A 20,645-nucleotide genomic window follows, 5' to 3' on the forward strand; every position below is an offset into this window, starting at 1 on the left:
CCTTCATTAAAATAGATTTAATTTTCTAAATACTACCTATGCACTATAATTATTTCAAATCCAAGCAAGTAACTCAACATAAATTTCTTAAAATCGGTAATCACCATGAATTATCTTGGTTTGCCGATGATTTTTCTGTTCATTGCTTCTCAAAAATAAAAAAGTCGAACTCCTTAAGCTAATAAGGATCCGACTTTTTTAAAGGTTATAAGAACTCAACTGTATTGGTGCTGATCGAATTTTTCCCCTTGACCTGTTTTAATGTCGCTACGATAAGAAAGCTGACGATCACCAATAAGAGCCAGGAACTCACCTTTCCGAGATGGACGAGACTCCAGGCATCGGCTTGATTGGGATATTCCCAAGCTCCAAAGAATGTAGCGATATTCTCGGCTATCCAGATGAAAAATCCGATGAGTACAAATGAAAGGGAAAGCGGCATCCGATAACACGTCCCACGCACCCAGTATGTGACCCTGGCACGCCAAAAGACGATCACGACAAGCGCCGACAGCCACCAGCGGATATCCATCCAATAATGGTGCGTGAAAAAGTTCAAATAAATCGCAGCAGCCAGGGCGACTACGATCCAAAATGGGGGCCACTTGACCAGTTCCACCTTTAACCGTCTCCAAGCCTGGCAAAGATAACTCGCTACACTTGCGTACATGAATCCGCTGTATAGAGGCACCCCGAACACTTTGGTATAGCCTTCATCAGGATAAGACCAGGATCCCATATTCACCTTGAAAAGTTCGAGAGCAAGTCCGATCAGGTGGAATAAAGTGATGACCTTTAATTCATCCCGGGTTTCAAGCCCTGAACGCACCATCATGAACTGCATCAGCAGACAGATGATGAGCAGCCAGTCATATCGCGGCAAGAAGGGGAGAGGAATCAACTGGGTAATGGCCAATGAAGCAAAGATAACGACAGGAAACAAACAGGACATGGCCTGCTCCCAGCCAAAGCGAATGAGTTGTTTTAGTGCTCTCATGATTCGTGCCTCCAACGTTTTTTCTCAGGCAGTATGCCGCGTTTAGTCAGTGTCTTCCTGTTTCCTGTATTCCAAAAGATCTCCAGGCTGACAATCCAATGCTTTACAAATCGCCTCTAAAGTTGATAATCGAATCGCTTTCGCCTTTCCATTCTTCAAAATCGATAGGTTAGCCATTGTTATACCAACCTTTTCCGAAAGTGCTGTCACACTCATTTTCCGTTTGGCCAGCATCACGTCAATATTGATTATAATCGCCATATTATCACCTCAGACCGTTAAATCATTTTCTGATTTTATTTCAATGGCATTCTTCAATAGTTTCTGAAGGACTGCGGCAAAGACTGCAATCACCATGCTGCCAAATATAATCACCATTCCTATCAATATCATACCCGGGGCATCGTCTACCTCTGCCATGAGATAGATGAGCGGCATAAATACCACAAAAGATGCACTGATGATGATAGCACAGTGTTTGATAACCTTTAATGCGTTTACGGATAGATCCGAAAAAGCCTCGTTCTTATCAATGAAGTTCAACAGTTTTAACGTCTGATACAGAGCAGCAAAGAAGACGGCCGCTGTCACATACAACCCGATTAAAAAGGGATATTGCAAAAAATCCAGCTCTGGGTTTAGTTCAGCAAAAAATTCAGCTATCTTGGGTAATATGAATATACACAAAGCAAGGACAGGCAGTCCCATAACAACAACAACGAACTTTAAAAAGGATGTTTCTTTTTTCATACAAATCACCTCACCAATTTATCCTCCATTTGAATTTAACACACCATTTATCGATTTACAATAAATTTTTATTAAAGTTTTTGATTTTTTTATTGAAAATGTATGTTCAGATAAATACAAAAAGCATTCCTTTTAATAAAGAATGCTCAATGAATCGCTCTTGGCAACCAGCCCCATATTCAATTGATTATCCACCGATATAAACACTGTCACATGTTCCAGCTTTTGGTTCGTAATAACAATGTTGTTTAAATTGACCGGCAAAAGGTTGACCGTACCAGGTCGGAGGACACGGGGCATATGGATTGAAATACCAAAGGGCATACTTCGCCGGGTGTTGAGCCCAAAAATTCAAATTCTTTCTAGCTAATCTTTTTTCAACGGATCTCGCTCTGTTATAAAAGAGATTCCCTTTTTGAACAGCCTCAAAAGAATAATTTCCACCTTGCACATGAAAGATGACTTCTCGAATGGTCCTTACCTTTTTAAAGTCCAAACAATCCGCCTTCGCACGATTAACAATGACATTTCCCACATATAACATTCCCTGTTTACCTTCACCCTCGGCTTCCGCGCGCATCATCCTAGCCATCAGGGCAACATCTGCATCCGTGTATTTGACTCTTGGCATTTTATTCACCTCAGAAATAGTGTATGAAAAAAGCCGGAGTTGATGTCATTCTTTATAAAGTGGCTCCGCTGTGGAAATGCCCTGCAATCGTTCCGCCGGGCCCTAAACATGTTGATTTTTAATAAGATGTTTTCTTACTTTATTGAAAAAAAATGTATTCAATGTCATAACTGAAGAATAAAGTATGCACGAGTAAAAGAGCGTCCACTCTTTATGTTGAAAAAGATTGAAGTAAAGCGAGATCCATTCCAGGAATGTCAGGATCAACCCCCACCCAAGGATGTACCACAATGCGGCCGGCCTGTATTTAGCATAAAAATGAATGGCGATGGTGACCGTGGCTGGATAAACGAAAGTCTGCAGAATAACATCAAAAATCTCTGCATGCGGGTAATCCATTGTATCGTAAAAATCCAAAGGGTGTTCAGCAAATAATGCTTCCAATGTGGTGGTCAAAAAGATATTGAATAAATACACGCTGAGTAGTTCCGCGTCGCTTAATGTTCTATAATGTTTGTGCAAATACGATAGAACGGCAACAACCGTAATAGAAATGATCAGTGTAAATAACTCGTTTTCATCAAATTGTTTTGGTGATATAGGGGATATGATCATTTTTATCATGTGATTACCTGTTCTTTTTTCAATATCCAATGAATTTTTTTCATTACAAAAGTGGTAATGAATAATATGACGACAGCTGCAGCTGCATCTATCGTTGGATACCAATGTCCATTCGACTTTTCCAATATCCCTGAAATGAGAAAAATTTTTTCATATACAATGATGATGAAGATCCAGGCGATACTGCTCACTGCATAAAAACTGGGGTTTGTACTCTTCAGGATAAACAGTACGATAATCAATAAAATTGGCAGGACAATGCCAAAATGAACGATTACAGTTAGTTTGGCCCATCCGCTGTCTCCAACACTCAATCGGTCGTAGGGGGAGAACAGTTTATAGTATGTGTTTTGACAAATGTATGATGAGAATATAAACAATATAGTCAGTTCCAAGCCATCGAAACGTTGTTTCACGAAGTGGAGTGAAAGCACCAGAACGAAGGACAGAATGATCGTGGCTGCGGCTGTAATGAACATAGAAAACCCCCTTATCATCAAATATCCTATCGATACTAGTATGACTTAGAAACTTCCTTTACATTCCCCTCGTACACTATTATCATCTATTACAATAAAAAAGCACCAGCCCCATTTAATATTGGACTGGCGTTAACTATTTTCTATTTTAATTTTGGATATATTTATTAAACACTTCACCAAAGTCTTTGCGTGTATTCGCATTATAATGATCATTCAGCCATTCAAAGGCAAAGCTTGTCGCATCCTTGAACTCATTTGAGATGTCATTATCATGGAAACGGTTGTTGGTGATCAGTTCCCTGGCTGTGGATAAGCTTTTTTCTGCAGAATCCATTTTACGTTTTCCTTCCTGCTGGATATGGGAGATGGCAAGCAGGGACTTGTATAGATCTGCGATGGCTTCTCCTTCTTTTTTGTCGATATCCACTGAAAAACCGTAGCTGCCCATCGTAAATTTGATTTCCAGATCAAGGTCGATTGTACCTGCTGTTTCGATGGAAACCCCGCTGATCGGATTTTCATAATAATCATAGCGTTTGAGGTTACGTTTGCTGCTGGAGGCTTTATTGCCATCCAAGTGGATGAGTGCACGGTTTGTGAAGCAGTATTCATCCGTTTTTGATTTGATGAGGAAGTGAATCTTTTCCCCGTCTTCTGTCAATACGTAGTCATCTGACTGTGTTTTGTCAAAGTCTTCTCTTCTGATGATTTTTCCGATATCACTGATTCCCAATGCATCACTGGCAAATTTCTTTAGCATGATTGATAACCTCATTTCTTTTTTAATGAACTGGCACTTTAAACTCCGCTGTTGATTTCCGTGCAAGACTTCGCTTTCCGCGGGCGGTTGGCATCTGCTCCTGCGGGGTCTCACCTAACTAGCTTCTCCCCCAGGAATCTTCGTCTTGCACTCCAATCAACAGCTGGAACAGTCAGAAATAACAATTAGTTATAACAAATACCTAAACGTATACCTCTTACTACTATGCTATCAATAATAGGGGGAAAATGTAAGTATTTTGATAGGCACACAATATATATTCATATGCTGATAAATATCATTTAAAACTTTTCTTACTTAAGAAAAGTAAAAGAGCCCAAGGCAACAATGCCTTGGGCTCTTCCAATGACTTACTCAATAGATCAAATACTGTTCGCGGACTTCTTTGAATTTGTCCAGTTCTGGCTGCCATTGTTCTACCATTTCTCCGATGCTTCTTCCTTCTTCGATTCCCTCGCGGATCCAGCCGTTTCCGATCAGGTTGTCGAAGAATGAGATGCCGGCGCTGTTTTCAGCGCGGAACTGGAAGTTTTCAGGGTACATGTCATGGATCGTTTTCACGATGTGAAGCCCTGTTTCGACAGGTTTGAATGTTTTTCGATCGGTGACATGAATCTGGATGCCGTGTGACAGTTTACCTGCGTGCTTGGATGATGCCGGGGTGAAGGACGCCGCCCTGAACGCAACGCCTTTCAGCTCCAGGTCATTCAGTTCAGCTGCCAGATCGGCTGCATTGATGAATGGTGCGCCGATCAGTTCGAATGGTTTTGTTGTTCCGCGCCCTTCGGATACATTTGTCCCTTCGATCAGTGCCGCCCCCGGGTATACCAATGCCGTTTCAAGTGTCGGCATGTTCGGCGATGGCATGACGAATTCAAGTGGAGTTTCGTCATAATACTTGCTGCGTTTCCAGCCTTCCATTTCCACGACTGTCAGGTCTGCGCCGATTTCAAATTCTGTGTTGAATAGTTTGGCAAGTTCCCCGACTGTCATACCGTGGCGGAGAGGGATGCTGTATTTTCCAACGAATGAAGAGTACTCCATATCCAGTACCGGTCCTTCAACTTCTTTACCGCTCAATGGGTTTGGACGGTCCAATACGATGATCGGTATATCGTTCTCTTTTGCCGCTTCCATTGCATATGCCATAGTGTAGATGTATGTGTAGAAGCGCGTTCCTACATCCTGGATATCGAATAACAGGACTTCCACGTTTTCAAGCATTTCAGGTGTCGGCTTTTTAGTTGCTCCATATAGGCTGTAGACCGGAAGACCTGTTTGTTCGTCGATATAGAATTCAACATATTCCCCCGCCTGCGCATCTCCACGCACACCGTGTTCCGGTCCATAAAGAGCCGTCAGTTCGACGTCCGGGTCATTATGCAATGTATCGACGATGCTGTTCAGTTCTTGATCGACTCCGGTTGGATTCGTGATCAGCCCGACTTTTTTGCCTTCGATGAGGTGCTTTTCTTCTTTCAAGAGCTGTTCGACACCAAGTGAGAATTCCTTTTGTTTGCCTTTGCCCTTTCCGTGACCCTTTCCATTATCATGAGCAGAGCCTGCGGACATCGTTGATAGAACCAGGACTGCCGTGAGTAGTGCGATCATCCACTTTTTCAAGGTATTCCCCTCCCGTTTTCACAAGTTTAATACGTCAAGCCGTGGCCAAATTGGTACATGGTTCCCTCATTTACGTCAGGGATTGATACTGGCAGTTTTCCGCCAGGGGTGTTTGCTCCGAAAATCGTCGCAGCGGTTGCTTTGAAGCTTGCCGTGCGGAAACCGTATTGGGCAAGATAAGCGTCCACTTCGCTGTTATAGGCCATGATGTCATAAGGGTTACGGATGCCGACTGCAATCACCGGGGCCTCTGTTTCTTCCCCAAGGGCTTTTACAAGCTGCATCTGTGCACTTTCTGGAGACCTGCCAGACACATTATAGGTGTAAGTGCCGACGATGACGGCTGACGCTTCTCTGATATCTGCTTTCTGTTCTTCTGTTAATTGATAATTCGATGGTGCCTCGATGACAGTTGTATTTGCATGCTGTTCTTTCACTGCATTCCCAAGGTCTTCGATATAAGACCTTCCAACAACGACTACTTTTTCATCTTCGGCCGGGTTCATTGGAAGTGCCTGCTCATTTTTCACAAGTGTAATCGAGCGTTCTGCCGCTTCTCTTTCCACTTGTTTGTGTTCTTCTGATCCTACGATTTCACTTGCTTGTGCGACTTTTTCTTCTATTGGAAGTGGCGTTTCTTCCTTGATGACACCTCGTTTGATTTTTAGTGAAAGGATTCGTTCAACGGATGTTTCGATTCGGTCGACAGTCAATTCTCCACTGTCGACTGCATCGAGCAGTCCCTGTCTCACTTCGCTTAATCCAACCGGCATCAGGACGATATCCGTGCCTGCTTTGACTGCACGAACCGCGGCGTCGACTGCACCGAAATGATCCGCGATCGCTTTCATGTTCATTGCATCTGTCGTGATAATGCCTTCGTAGCCCATTTCCTCACGCATCAATTCTGTTAATACTTTATGAGAAAGAGTGGCCGGCACTGCAATTTCTTCCCCTGTTTTTTTTGAAATTGCTTTAGAGCCGTCGATTTTAGGGAACGTGACGTGAGCCGTCATGATCGCATCGATTCCTGCATTCATTGCCTGCTGAAACGGATACAATTCCACTTCCATCAAGCGTTCTTTATCATGCGGAACTTCAGGCAGCCCTAAGTGGGAATCCACAGCCGTGTCACCGTGGCCCGGGAAATGCTTGGCGGTAGCTGCTACACCGGTTGATTGAAGACCTTCAGTATAGGCCACTCCCATTTCAGCGACCAATTCCGGATCTTCCCCGAATGAACGGACACCGATTACCGGGTTGTCAGGGTTATTGTTTACATCCATTACAGGTGCAAAGTTTACGTTTATACCAAGAGAATGAAGCTCTTCCCCGATTGCTTTCCCAACGTTGTGGGCGATTTCCGGTGAACGTGTCGCACCTAAGGCCATATTCCCCGGAAAGTCTGTACCTGATTGGAGCCGGGTGACGATTCCGCCTTCCTGATCAATCGTCATCAGCAATCCATATTCTTCAGCCGCCTCTTGATAGTCAGCGACCAGTTTCGTTGTTTGTTCAGTGGTGACCACATTTTCGCGGAACAATATTACACCGCCGAGATGATAATCTTTCACCAGCTGTTCGATTTCAGGTAGCATTTCTGTTACATTTTCACCATCCCAGTTTCTGAAGTCCGGCATGAGCATCTGACCGATTTTTTCCTCGATCGTCATGTTCGCGATGGCTTCATCCACCAGGTCGTAACGTTCTCCTTTTTGTTTCACGATCTTCGCTTCCGATGCCGACTTGCCTTTTTTCCCTTTTTTAGGGGCAGGTTTCACATGGACGGCAATGCGATCGGAAAATTCCCCGTTTGTCAGTTTGATAAAGGTTCTGCCGTTCTTACCTGTTAATGCTACATTTCCGTTTTCATCTACTGACGCGACTTTCTTATTTGAAGAACTCCATTCCAAGCCTTCAGACACCAATGTGAAGTGTCCATCCTTATAGACATTCAATGCCTTCAATCCGATTTCGTCACCGGCATTCGAAACTTCCACTTGCGATGCGTTCTGATAGATAATCAAGTCTTTCAGCGGACTTTCTGCCTGCACATTATTCATCGGCAGTCCCGAGATGATCAACGCGAGTACGAGAACAGATAAAGAAAAGATCTTGTATGCATGTTTCATATGTGTCTTCCCCCTTATAATTAATAGCTTCGTTCTGTCCAGCCTTTAAAATGGGTTTTAAGCTTATGCCCATTTTCCACTTCCAATTGGATATCTTTCACATACCAGCCGCGGTAATTTACGGATGCATCTGTTTCGTAGTTGAATCGGATGAATTTTGTACCGGAAGGGATGGATACTTCCTCTTCTGACCATCCATCGCTGGTTCCCGTCATTGCATTTCCGGCTGCGGTCCAGGTTTCCCCGTCAGGTGACGTTTCTACATGACCGAAGTCAGAGTCCTTTTCAATCCGGTACCAGGTATCAAAGGAAAGACGGGCATCTTCTTTTACATCCACTTCTGCTGTCAAACTTCGGTTCAGTTGATCACCGTAACCAGCAAACCATGCTTTCTCTTTTTTGTGACCCTGCATTTCTACAGGAATCGAATCTGCAACCAACCGGGCGAACGGGCGACGGACTGTGTTGGTCGATACCGTGCTTCGCGAAGGGTGGACACGGTTCGTCAATAGAATGGCAATGGTGTCATTATCCTGATCCACGACGATCGAAGTTCCTGTGTACCCTGTGTGACCAAGTGAGTTCTCGTCTGCCAAACCATCCATGAACCACCCCTGGTTCAATTCCCAGCCAAGTCCATGATCGTCACCGGGAAATTCTGGAATTTGATTTTCAGAGAGCATTTGAATCGTTTCAGGTTTCAGTATCCGCTTGCCTCCGTAACGCCCTTCTTTCACAAACATATGGGCAAATTTCGCCAGGTCTTCTGCAGTGGAGAACACACCTGCATGCCCTGCAACGCCGTCCAGTGACCAGGCATTTTCATCATGAACTTCTCCCCAGACGAGTCCTCTTCCGATCGCAGGCTGATATTCAGTGGCAGCGATCCTTTCTTTCAGGGAAGCCGGCGGGTTGTACATGGTGTCTTTCATCCCTAGCGGCTCAGTAATATTTTCTTTCACAAATTCATCGAGGCGCTGCCCGGACAACCTTTCAATGATGGCACCTAATGTAATCATGTTTAAATCACTGTATGTATAGGCGGTGCCGGGTTCGTTCGCAAGAGGGTGGTTGAACACGATCTGCATTCTGTCCTCTCTATCATTCCCTTGACTGTACAATGGAATCCATGCAGTGAACCCTGAAGTGTGGGTCATCAACTGCCGGATGGTGACATCTTCTTTCCCATTCGCAGCAAACTCAGGGATATATTCAGCAACCCTGTCGTCCAGTTCGAATGCACCGTCCTCATAAAGGATCATCGCTGCTGTCGTTGTAAAGATCTTGCTGATGGATGCAAGATCGAAAATCGTGTCTTTCTCCATCGCGATCGGTGAGTCTGTCTCAGTAAAATCACCGTCTGTATAGCGGTACGCATCCCCGTATGCATCATGCTTGACGATATGCCCGCTTCTCGCGACAAGTGCAACAGCCCCCGGCATGACACCCTCGGCAATCTTCTCTTCCATCAAAGGATCGATTCTATCCAAAGTGAACTGCATCATACCTGCTCCACGTGCAGAACCCGGATGAAGGACAGGTGACGAAGGTCCAGGATTCCCCCATGTAAATGCAGGATGCGCACGTACATTTTCCGTTCCTGATACCTCCCCATCATTTTCCCCGCCTTGAGCAAGTACTGCGGGACTAAATAACGAGGTACACATCAAAGCAGTCAAAACGATTGAAACTGGTTTCTTTTTCATCCAACTTTCCCTCCTTTTAGTCGAAATGTAAGGGTTTCCAATTACTCTACTACTCTAGTTTATGGAATTAAAAGTATAGATGTCTATACCACTTAAGTCCCGTTAACGGTCGGAATGCCGGAATTTGGTATGACATTTGGACTGTTTTGAATTTTTTGATTATTCTTTATACCCCCGTGAAAAAAACTTTTAATCCTTTTGTGGTGTTTGTATATATATCGATAACCAATACAGTTCTTGCAAATCCTGAATTTAGGAGTCCAGCATGAAATAGAAAGAATGCAAAATGGAAGGAAACTTAAATGAGATTGGGACAAAACAAAAAAACAACTACCTAAAGGCGAACATTATCAGTGTTAGACTCTAAATACCGCTAATGATTTCCGTGCAAGACTTCGCTTTCCCAGGGTAGCCCGTGAACCTCCTCGTCAAGCCTGCGGGGTCTCACTTGTCTAGCTGCAGGACTTAGAGGCACATGTCATAAGCCTCTGAGCAAAGCCCTTCCGCTTTTATAATAAGCTGCTTTTCCCGCAGGAGTCTTCGTCTTGCACTCCAATCAACCGCTGGAGCAAGCAAGATACTAAATGGACATTTGAACTAAGCTAATAAAAAACCCGAACTTACTTGAATTTAGAATTCAAATTAGTTCGGGTTTTATTCATACGAGAACACTTTTGTCACAACCTCTATTTTAATCGTGTACAAACACTTCGTCCATATGCAGGTTTCATTTAAGTTACCTATTTCCATTCAGCATCAATACTACGCAATATTTCTTTTAATTGTTTTGTTGCCACTTTAAATAATTCCGACCCACTAAACCCGAAAAATGTTCCCTCAGCAGCCAAGTGAGGCTCAAGTGACATAAAACCTTTATATCCTTTGGCTTTTAAAGCTCTATACATTTCTTCAATTTGCCCATCTCCCTCCCCTGCTGGAACAACGGTACCATTAGAAAATAGCGCATCTTTCACATGGACATACTCAATATAGTTTTCAAGCAAAGGATAGGCATCTGTAAATGGTTTTACCCCGCATTGAACAAAGTTCGCAGGATCGAATACGGCACGGAAGTTAGGTGATTGGCATGTCGTCAATAAATCCAAGCAACGTTCCGCATCACTGCCAAAAATCCCCTTTTCGTTCTCGTGCAGCAGGATCACTCCTCCTTCTTCTGCCCTTCTGACAAGAATGTTCATTCTTCTCATCACTTCATCCCTATAGATAAGTGGATCTTTGTCTTCAGGAATAAAAAAAGAGAAAACCCTGATAAAGCGGGTGCCTAAATACTTTGCTGTTTCGATCACTTTATCGAATTTAGCAAGATGTCCCTGAAAATCGTCTTGTATACCAATCTTTCCAATTGGTGATCCAATGGAAGAAACTTGGATTCCTTTGCTGTCGAGTACTTCTTTTACTTGTATCACTTCTTGGAAATCAATATCAACGATATTTTTCCCCCATACACTCCGGAGCTCCAGATAATTTATTCTTTCGGTGTGAAGGACGTCTAATTGAATGTTCAAATCCGGTGAAATTTCATCAGCAAAACCTGATAATTTTACAATCATTTTTTTCCTCCTTAAACTGATTCCTCATATTCAGCTATATATTCACAATCTATAACTCTACTAATCAATCTTAACAAATGAATGCCACGCTACACCTGTTCATAACTTCTAACATATTAAAAGCAACGGTCGCCCATTGGACGACCGTTCACTTCATTTAGAGATATACTTCAATTATATTCGTCTCAAAATTTAGTTTACTTTCTAATTCCGCTTTGGAAATGCATAATCCGCCTTGGCGATATCGATTCTTGATCGTGTCTATTGCTTTTACTGATTCGCCATTGATAACAACTCTTCGTCCCGTTTTTCCTGTGCCAAGATGATAAACAAATGAAACTGACTTATCATAAATCATATAGTCGAATGTTAACCTGTCAAAATTCTCAGGTAAAACAGGATCAATCACTAGTTCATCAGCAGCCGGACGAATACCCAAACAATTTGAAATCAGCTGATTCATATAAATACCAGGGCCGCTCGAATAGATCCGCCATCCCCCTTTTACCGGTACTGAACCATCTTTTAACTTATCAAAATCTTTCTGTGCCTCATAACGTGTGTTAAACTTACCGTCAGAACTGCTGAAGTACGCATTACTCTGGCGTCTCTCCGCATTCGGCACAACATCCTGAATGCGAACCGGATTAATTTTAGCTAATCCGCTCCATACTTCGTCTACTTTCCCAAGCTTGGCCATCGCTTCCACAAAACGAATATTTGCATGGACATACTGCAATCCAATCTCCCTGCCAAAGTTTGATGCAGTCTCCGCCCGTTGGAAGTGGGTACTGATTCCTCCCTTATATTTGGCTGGACGATTCATTAAACGAACTCCATCCGGGCTATATAAGGTTTCTTTTATCAATTCATAATGAGCTTCAGCCTGCTCCTTCGTAAGCAGCTCACTAATGATACTGCGCTGCATTGGCAGCAATCGATAATGAATCCCTGTTTTTTCATCTTCCGGGTGAAGCATCAATTCGGCTGAATCAGGATTCTCCATATATACAAAGCCTGGGATCACGCCTGATTTCAACATATATTGATTGAAATCAGCTTCAATTCCAGATGCTAGTTGTGCAAGTTCAGATGCTTCCTTTCCGTCTACTTCTTCCAGGACAACAGATAAATTCCGAAGAGCCTGATAGGTTAAAGCAACCGTCCAGCTGCTGACCATATATTGCTTCAATTTTGCATTTGCCGGCTGCAGGGTATCGTCCCAATCTCCATCTCCGTAAGATGATAAATGAGTGTCATGCAGGAAATGTTCTTTTATATAGTTGATCTGTTTTTTTGCATGCTCATAAATCGTTTCCACTTCATCCGTCAGCTTGAAACCATTCCCACGCTTAGTGTAAGGCACTTTCTCTTGTAATATATCGTAGTCCTTCGTAACCGCTAAATAATCACCTAATACCTTTAACGGCCATACGATAATGTCACCATGGCTCTCTCCAGCTTGGATATGAGAGTACTTATCAAACATAAACCATTGCGGCCAATTCCCATCATCCTCGAATTGATGAGTATAAACAGTTTTGATAATTTCCTTGACAGTTTCATATTTTTGCACAGCCATAAAGTATTCCATCGGCCCCTGGCAAACATCCCGTGTCCCCCATGCCGCTCCACTATATTGTTCCAGACCGTGCGGAACGGAAAAATGAACCAGCATATTATGTGTATACCACCATGCAAGAGCGTTTACTTTGTCTAATTCTTCAATTGTTTCGCCTTGCTGTGATAAATGGAATCCATTCATTAATTGACTCAAATAGTCACGATAACGTTCAATTTCTGTTGAGGCATCCCGCTTCGTAAATGGATACTCTTCACCATGCAGAAGACCCTGCATCGTCATTTCCCACTCTGCTGCAGGATCCAAATCGAACACAACGACAGATGCAGAATGAGGCTCAGCGTTTGAAGTAAGCTTACTTTCATTATCTAAAGTAAACTCAGCACCCTCAACACGGATCCGATATTTCAAGTCCGGATAAATAGCTGCAGAATTCGAATCAGCATCTGCGGTGAAAGATACCGTTTGACCTTCCCTTTCAAAATGGAATGGTACTTCGAGCTCATTTCCATTCATGGATACTTGATTCGTTACGAGATAACGATACGCATTCCCGGTTTCAGTTCTGACTTGCAGATGTATTTCCGGAGTATCGACCGATGAATAGTTTGTAATGATGAATGTTTCATCACTCGTTTTGTAGTACCAGCGTGTAAAGTTAAACCCCATTTCAAAGAGAGATGGCATCGTTAATAATCGATACACACCGCCGATTTCCACATAGATGCGCTGCCCGGATGTTTTCATTACGTTTAAGGCATTCCGTGCATTCGTTAACAGCTTATTGAATGAAGTGTTTCCCACAACAAGCTGAGAATTAAAGATCCCATATATGAATGATGTCGATGAGAGTACATTTTCTTTTATTTTGTCATTTTGCCCAGTCATGAGTATATGGCCGTGCGGGCGTTCGACAAGTCGCTCTTTTTCCTTTAAAACTATGTGCTCATATGTGTCTGTAAAGAATGAAAGTAAGGTATCTCCATCCCATTCTTCCTGTTGACGCTCAGGGAATAATTTCAAAATGTCTTCATTTGTCATAGAATCAGTAACCAAAGGTGTTCCGAATTCAGGGGTCCTGCCAACTTTTTCAAGAGATTGGACGGAACATTCTCTACGATTTTTCACATCTTCCCAGGCAGCTGCTACATCTTCGCCATACTCTATTGTGGTTACTGCATCAGGGTGATTTTCTTTAAATAATCCATAAAATACAAATTTTGTTTGTCCTGCTAATGTTACCCGTTCTGATTGTAAGCCTGTATAAGCAAACTCGTATTGGTAAATTTCATTCGGCAGAGAATCTTTATACAATACCTCCGGTTGATTTGTTTCTTTATAGGTCAAACCGAAGAACTGGAAACCATCTGTTGAGTAACCTACAGCTTTTGTTAATGACCCTTGTTGTAAATATGGAAACCCTCCTGGCTGCTTCTGATTCTGTCTGGAACAAACAACATATCCCTTCGTTTCATCTTTAAAAACCTTGTGATCGATGTATTGAGAAACATATGCTTCATTATTTCTGACAGCACCTTTACTTGCCATCCCTAAATCTTGTCCATACACCACATCTACTTCAACGTCATGACCATCAACTGTGATATCCCAAAACCAGATACCTTGTTCAGTCAAGTGAAAAGTGACTTGATAGTAAACATCATGAATATTTCCTTTCCATGTCACTTGAGAACTTGAAAATTCCACTTCACTATTTGATTGTGCTCCCAGTAATGGAAAAACGTGAATTCCATCCGATTGAAATAATCGCAAATATACATTATTCAGTGATCCATCAACGGGATTGGACAACCATTGATTGATCATAATTTGTCGATGAGTCGATTGAAAAATATCGCCGCTGTTTAAAAATGAAAAAAGTAAGGCTCCTTCTTTTAATTCAAACGATAAGTCCTTTGTTAAAGTCATCCTATTCCCCTCGATCCATTTCATTTGTCAATTCAAATGCAAGTTCTGTAACGTCTTTGCTGTTTGGACCAATATAAACAATAAATTCTCCCGGATCACTCCTGAACTGTAAATCCGAATGGTGGTAGTGAAGCTGCTCTTCATTTAAGGTAAACATGATTTCTTTCTCTTCTCCCGGGTCCAATGTGATCTTTTTGAAATCCTTCAACTCTTTTAATGGACGTACAACTTCGCCTACGACATCTCGCACAAATAACTGAACGATTTCATCCCCAGTGACATTTCCTGTGTTTTTTACTTTTACAGAAATCGAAATGGATCCTCCCGGGCTCATTGATGTTGCTGAAAGGGATGCATCACTGTAGGTAAAAGACGTATAACTTAATCCAAATCCAAATGGAAGCAGAGGCTCATTAGGGATATCCAAATACTTAGAAACATATTCAGTCACTGGTTCAATCTTCGGACGACCTGTATTGAAACTGTTATAATAAACCGGAACTTGGCCAACGGAATATGGAAACGACATCGTTAATCGTCCTGATGGGTTCACATCTCCATACAGTAAATCTGCCACAGCTGCTCCACCTTCTGTACCTGGGAACCAGGCTTCTAACACAGCATCTGTTTGATCAATTACGCCATGTAAGTCAAGAGGACGGCCATTAAACAATACGGCAACGATTGGTTTTTGTAATTGTTTCATTTTTGAAACCAAATCCAGCTGTACTTCGGGTAAACGAATATCTGCTCGGCATTTAGCTTCCCCGCTCATTCTTGAATGTTCACCTAAAGCCAGCACAATGACATCAGCATCTTTGGCAATTTGAAGTGCTGCTTCCATTTGCTCTTCTGTTCCTGACTCAACATCGCATCCTTGAGCGAGAAATAGAAGGGACTCATCTATTTTCATTCTAAAACCTTCACCTACTGTTATTGCATTTTCTTTCGATCCTTGCCAAGACCATGGCCCTAAAATGTCTCCATTTTGAGCAAATGGTCCAATTAATGCGACCTTTTGATCTTTATGTAATGGCAGGACTTGATCATTTTTTAATAGTACACAAGATTTTGTCGCAAGTTCCCTGGATGCTTGACGGTGTTCTTCACATAATATAAGTTCTTTCTCCAGCTGTTCATCCGCTCCGCGATATGGGTTTTCAAACAATCCCAATTTCTCTTTTAGTTGCAAAATACGAAGAACCGACTCATCGATCAAGCTTTCAGATATGGAGCCGTCCTCAACTAATTGCTTTAAGTTCTTAACATAACAGGCTGTCATCATCTCGATATCTACACCTGCTTCGATAGCCTTTTGGGCAGCTTCTCTTTCATTTGCTGCAACACCGTGGGGGATAATCTCCTTCACTGCACCCCAGTCAGATATAATGACACCGTCAAAGCCCCATTCATCTCGAAGCAATTGGCGCATTAATCTTTTATTACCAGTAGCAGGAATACTATCGACAGTGTTAAAGGAAGTCATAACCATCTCACAGCCTTCATCAAGGGCTGCTTTATACGCCGGTAAATATGATTCGCGGAGCATGCGTTCTGACATATCCACTGTATTATAGTCCCTGCCTCCTTCTGCTGCTCCATATGCAGCAAAGTGTTTGACACATGCAGCAACTCGGTGTTCATCCTTTTCAAGATCTGATCCTTGAAATCCGCGGACAAATGCCTTTGCAAACTCAGCATTTAAGTATGGATCCTCTCCAGTAGACTCCATCACTCTTCCCCAGCGCGGATCACGGACCAAGTCGACCATCGGTGCAAACGTAACGTGTACCCCGGAAACAGCAGCTTCTTTTGCTGCGACTTCAGCACTCTTTTCAGCCAATTCCATATCCCATGAACACCCGATTGCTAAAGGAACCGGGAAAATCGTTTTAAACCCGTGAACGATATCAGCCATCATCAGTAAGGGAATGCCTAGTCGATTTCCATCAAGATGGGCCTTTTGGATATTCATTGTTTCTTTTGCTCCTGCTCCACCCAGTACTGAGCCGCTGTTATGCACAACGTCTTTATTAATCCCCATATCCTCCATTGGCCCTGTAATTTTCCCTTGATTTGAGGAACCTTCATAAAATAATGTAGCTAACTGCATTAATTGCCCGATTTTTTCATCCAATGTCATTTGTTCAAGGATGATATTCACATGATTTTTTGTCATTTTGCCCCTCCGGTATGAATGTATATTTATCGTGATGTTTTAGAAACCCTATTCAAGTCTTGAATCAAACTATCCAAAACCTTTATCAACCAATAATTGAAACGTTACAATAAAAATATAAAAAAAATGGCTGACACTGAATGACTACGTTCTTATATTGGATTTTAAGATAAAGAATCTATTTTCATCCTTTGAATTGTTCGTGATAAATAATGAAAGTATCACGTTGAATGAAATCTGTGCCGCTTCAATTGAAACGTTTCAATAAAGATATTATAAGACTAAATGTATGCGATTTCAATATTAATACACTATTTTCTAAAATCCTTTTTTGACATTTATTCTATCAGGTTTACAGCACTTGGATTTGAAAGACTTTAAATGTCTTTAAAAAGCCGGCAGCTATGGCCATCAATCACTTTCTACTTAACTTTTCACACAGATGCCTGACCATTGCCGGTAAAAAAACAAAAGCAGCAGTTATAATACCTGCTGCTACTATTTTACACATGACATATCGCCTTATTTAAATTCATTCGGATGGCGTCTTTTTAGTTCGTCCACCGCATATTCACGGCCAGTCCTTTCCAGATGTTGAATGTATCTTGGTAAATTCCCTTTGGCATGGAAGGGGCCGCCTTCTCGCATCACTGTCCATAAAGGGTCTACATCTGATGAACTGGTATGCATCATTTCCTCATGCCATTCGTTTAATCGATACACCGCTTCTTTACAAATATGCGGATTTTCCTTTGCCACATTTTGAACTTCATGAGGGTCATCTTTAATATTAAAAAGCATTTCCTTGTCAAATAAATGAAAACCGTCATGGTAGGTTCGAATATATAACCAATCTTCAAACCTGACACTTCGCTGGCAAACATGCGCACATTGGGAAACGACTAGATAATCACGGCCAGTACCTGCTTCACCATTTAAGGCCGGGGCATAACTTTGCCCATCCCATCCCGGTGCTGGTTTCCGCTTTAAAAGTTCAGCCAGTGTTGGATTTAAATCTAAATGATAATGCAGTTCTTCATCCACATGACCTGGCTTCGTTAATCCAGGCCAGCGAATGATCATAGGAATATTACAAGTTGCATGGTCTGCTGTGCCATGTTCACCATATATCCCTAACTCCCCCATATTCTCGCCATGATCGCCGGTGATGATAATAATCGTTTCTTCCATGATTTCCAAATCCTCTAAAGATTTGAAGACTTTCCCCAGGTTCTCATCCATCCAGCGTACCCCGCAGTCATAACCATCTATCATCTGCCGCAATCCAGCGATGTCCTTTATCTCACCTGGAGATCTTGGAAAATCGGAGTTTTGTTTATTATCATACATATTGATCTCACTGGCACTATGAGGACCGACTTTCTTTTTGTGTTCTTCAAGCACATCTTCGGTGATCCATTCAGGGAGCGGATCGTGCTCGAACGGATTCCCAAATTCCTCCGGAGCACGATATGGAGTATGGGGATCCCAATAATTCACGTAGAGAAACCAATTATCCTCCTGGCCATTATGTTCGAGCCATTTCAGAACTTCCGGTGTCACTTCTTCTGCTGATTCTATCCCGGCTTTACCTGTGTTATGCATCTCCCGAAAACCCGCATAAAAATTCCACGTACCGTGCCTCTGAGCAAATGGGCTGATTAATACCGGCTTTAAACCGGCTTGATCCAGGAACGAAGGCAGGCTCTCCAGTGCAAGTCGATCAGAAAAATCCCTCTTTGGTCCATCATGACGTACATCACCTGCAGTTCCCCCGTGTCCTACCAGACCATTGTGTATACCAAGCTGGCCAGACATAAGGGCAGATCTGGAAGGTGCACAGGGTGCGTCAGAAGTATAATAGTTTGTGAACCTTACACCTTCCTCACATATGCGGTCGATATTAGGTGATGTGTCTCGATGATAGCCGTAGCATCCCAGGTGATCTGGTCTTGTTGAATCTAAATCTAACAAAAGAACTCTCATCATTATTTCCTCCTTTGATCATTCATCATTTTCATAGATATGTTTATTTTTATAGGTACAAGGAAATCTGTTTAGATGGATGATGGCTATACAGAATCCTCCATTAAACGTTTGCTTCTGTTTGGAACTTTTCCGGACGGTATCGGCGTTCCAATCTGTCAGCCGCAGGATTTCGATCTTGGTTACGCAGCTTTTCTAAATAGGAATCAAGATTCAAATCGTCTCTTGTATGGAAAGGTCCGCCTTCATGAATGACATTCCACATCGGGTCTACCGGGGAATCGGACGACACCATTTGTTCTGCCACCCATTCATCTAAGAGCCGCAGACCTTTTGCAACGATTTCTGGTTTCTGATCAACTAGATTATTTGTTTCGTGCGGGTCATTTTCTATATCAAATAACATTAATTCCGGAAATTCCTTCAATCCGTCATGATACGTACGTATGAACATCCAATTATCGAAACGCACCCCGCGTTGGCAGCTCCAGGCACATTGACTAACCACGAGATACGGACGTCCTGCAGTTTTTCCTTCTGTTAGAGCAGGCAAAAAGCTGACCCCGTCCCATCTTTCCCGCTGTACACCTCCAACCATCTCAGTCAAGGTAGGTCCAAGATCAATTTGGTAGTGGAAATCTTCATCTACATGTCCTTGTTTAATTCCGGGACCTGCAACAATGCAAGGGATACGGCTTGTGATATGATCTGCTGTCTGGTGGTCCCCGTAAACATTCAACTCTCCTTGATTCTCACCGTGATCTGAAGAAATAATGATGAGTGTCTCATTTAATATGCCTTTTTCTTCAAGGGCATGAAGGATTTTTCCTACATGATCGTCGACATGTCGAATGGCAGTATCATATCCGTCGATCCATTTCTTAAAATCTTTTCTACATGTAATCTCTTCCGGAATTCCCGGCCACTGTCTGACAGTCGGTAAATCTCTTGCACTATAAGGACCATAGCTTTCACGATGCATAGCGATCATCTCTTCCGTCAGCCATTCTGGCGCAGGGTCATCTTCAAAAGGATTTCCAAATTCCTCCGGGGTACGATATGGTGTATGCGGATCCCAGAAATTCAGATAAAGGAACCAATCTTCCTTTTCACTTCCTCTTTCTTTAATCCAGCGTAAAGCTTCTTTCGAAACATCTCCTGCTGTTTCTCCTGCATGTTTTCCTGTGTCATGAGCTTCCAGAAAGCCTTGCAGCATATGCCATGCAGAATGACGCCCCGGAAAAGGACTGATAATGGCTGTGTGATGTTTTTTAAATCTGAGTACATCGACCCAAGCTTGATATTCAGTATGGTGATAATTAAACGGGCGGTCCTTTCCGATTGGGCGCATATCAGCCTGTAAACCTCCATGGTTGACTACTCCTGTATGGATTCCATATCGGGAACTGAATAATGCAGTTCTAGACGGAGCGCATGGTGCATCGGAGGCATAATAATTTGTAAAGTGGACACCCCGTTCTGCAATGCTGTCTATATTCGGTGACGTATTTCGCTCATATCCATAGCACCCTAAGTGGTCGGGACGTAATGCATCTATATCGATATAAAGAATTTTCATATTCCTTTCATCCCCTTCTGCCATTTTATTGGTTATTTCATCAAAAAACATCGTTTTCTCTGCTCTCATCTTAAATGATAACGACTGCAAAAA

Annotated in this window: 15 protein-coding genes; all 15 read right to left on the bottom strand. The window is 42.5% G+C overall.

From position 1 onward, the window contains the following. Positions 1-205 precede the first annotated feature (205 nt). Complete coding sequence (locus tag V6B33_RS16860) at positions 206-997, bottom strand: DUF817 domain-containing protein (RefSeq protein ID WP_334218849.1); 792 nt, start codon at positions 995-997, stop codon at positions 206-208. A 42-nt stretch (positions 998-1,039) separates the two neighbouring features. After that, complete coding sequence (locus V6B33_RS16865; RefSeq protein ID WP_334218850.1) at positions 1,040-1,258, bottom strand: helix-turn-helix domain-containing protein; 219 nt, start codon at positions 1,256-1,258, stop codon at positions 1,040-1,042. A 9-nt stretch (positions 1,259-1,267) separates the two neighbouring features. After that, positions 1,268-1,747 carry a DUF2975 domain-containing protein gene (locus V6B33_RS16870; protein WP_334218851.1) on the bottom strand — a complete coding sequence of 160 codons (480 nt, stop codon included), beginning with the start codon at positions 1,745-1,747 and terminating at the stop codon, positions 1,268-1,270. A gap of 187 nt (positions 1,748-1,934) precedes the next feature. After that, positions 1,935-2,378: a cell wall hydrolase gene (locus V6B33_RS16875; RefSeq protein WP_334218852.1), complete on the bottom strand. Its 444-nt coding sequence runs from the start codon at positions 2,376-2,378 to the stop codon at positions 1,935-1,937. A gap of 102 nt (positions 2,379-2,480) precedes the next feature. Further along, positions 2,481-3,002 (bottom strand): CBO0543 family protein, encoded by a 522-nt coding sequence (locus V6B33_RS16880; protein ID WP_334218853.1) that lies wholly within the window; start codon positions 3,000-3,002, stop codon positions 2,481-2,483. Continuing rightward, entirely contained in the window at positions 2,999-3,481 is a 483-nt protein-coding gene (locus V6B33_RS16885; RefSeq protein WP_334218854.1) for a hypothetical protein, read from the bottom strand. Before V6B33_RS16885 ends, V6B33_RS16880 begins: the two co-directional genes overlap by 4 nt. Positions 3,482-3,629: 148 nt before the next feature. Next, positions 3,630-4,244 (bottom strand): PH domain-containing protein, encoded by a 615-nt coding sequence (locus tag V6B33_RS16890; RefSeq protein ID WP_334218855.1) that lies wholly within the window; start codon positions 4,242-4,244, stop codon positions 3,630-3,632. A 375-nt stretch (positions 4,245-4,619) separates the two neighbouring features. Beyond that, positions 4,620-5,888, bottom strand: a complete 1,269-nt coding sequence (locus tag V6B33_RS16895; protein ID WP_334218856.1) for an exo-beta-N-acetylmuramidase NamZ family protein — start codon at positions 5,886-5,888, stop codon at positions 4,620-4,622. A gap of 26 nt (positions 5,889-5,914) precedes the next feature. After that, positions 5,915-8,020: a glycoside hydrolase family 3 protein gene (locus V6B33_RS16900; RefSeq protein ID WP_334218857.1), complete on the bottom strand. Its 2,106-nt coding sequence runs from the start codon at positions 8,018-8,020 to the stop codon at positions 5,915-5,917. Positions 8,021-8,040: 20 nt separating this feature from the next. Then, positions 8,041-9,726 (bottom strand): serine hydrolase, encoded by a 1,686-nt coding sequence (locus V6B33_RS16905; RefSeq protein WP_334218858.1) that lies wholly within the window; start codon positions 9,724-9,726, stop codon positions 8,041-8,043. 740 nt (positions 9,727-10,466) lie between these two features. After that, on the bottom strand, positions 10,467-11,297 hold the full coding sequence (locus V6B33_RS16910; RefSeq protein ID WP_334218859.1) for a sugar phosphate isomerase/epimerase family protein: 831 nt from the start codon (positions 11,295-11,297) through the stop codon (positions 10,467-10,469). A 157-nt stretch (positions 11,298-11,454) separates the two neighbouring features. Then, the gene (locus V6B33_RS16915) at positions 11,455-14,808 is read right to left on the bottom strand and encodes a GH36-type glycosyl hydrolase domain-containing protein (RefSeq protein WP_334218860.1); all 3,354 of its coding nucleotides are present in this window, start codon (positions 14,806-14,808) and stop codon (positions 11,455-11,457) included. 1 nt (position 14,809) lies between these two features. Continuing rightward, positions 14,810-16,987, bottom strand: coding sequence for a beta-glucosidase BglX (gene bglX / locus V6B33_RS16920; RefSeq protein ID WP_334218861.1), 2,178 nt, complete (start codon positions 16,985-16,987; stop codon positions 14,810-14,812). Positions 16,988-17,509: 522 nt separating this feature from the next. Next, complete coding sequence (locus V6B33_RS16925; RefSeq protein WP_334218897.1) at positions 17,510-18,973, bottom strand: sulfatase family protein; 1,464 nt, start codon at positions 18,971-18,973, stop codon at positions 17,510-17,512. A gap of 103 nt (positions 18,974-19,076) precedes the next feature. After that, positions 19,077-20,642 carry a sulfatase family protein gene (locus tag V6B33_RS16930; RefSeq protein WP_334218862.1) on the bottom strand — a complete coding sequence of 522 codons (1,566 nt, stop codon included), beginning with the start codon at positions 20,640-20,642 and terminating at the stop codon, positions 19,077-19,079. Positions 20,643-20,645: the final 3 nt, after the last annotated feature.

Origin of the sequence: Mangrovibacillus sp. Mu-81 (assembly GCF_036867415.1) — a bacterium.
Classification (GTDB): domain Bacteria; phylum Bacillota; class Bacilli; order Bacillales; family Bacillaceae_B; genus Rossellomorea.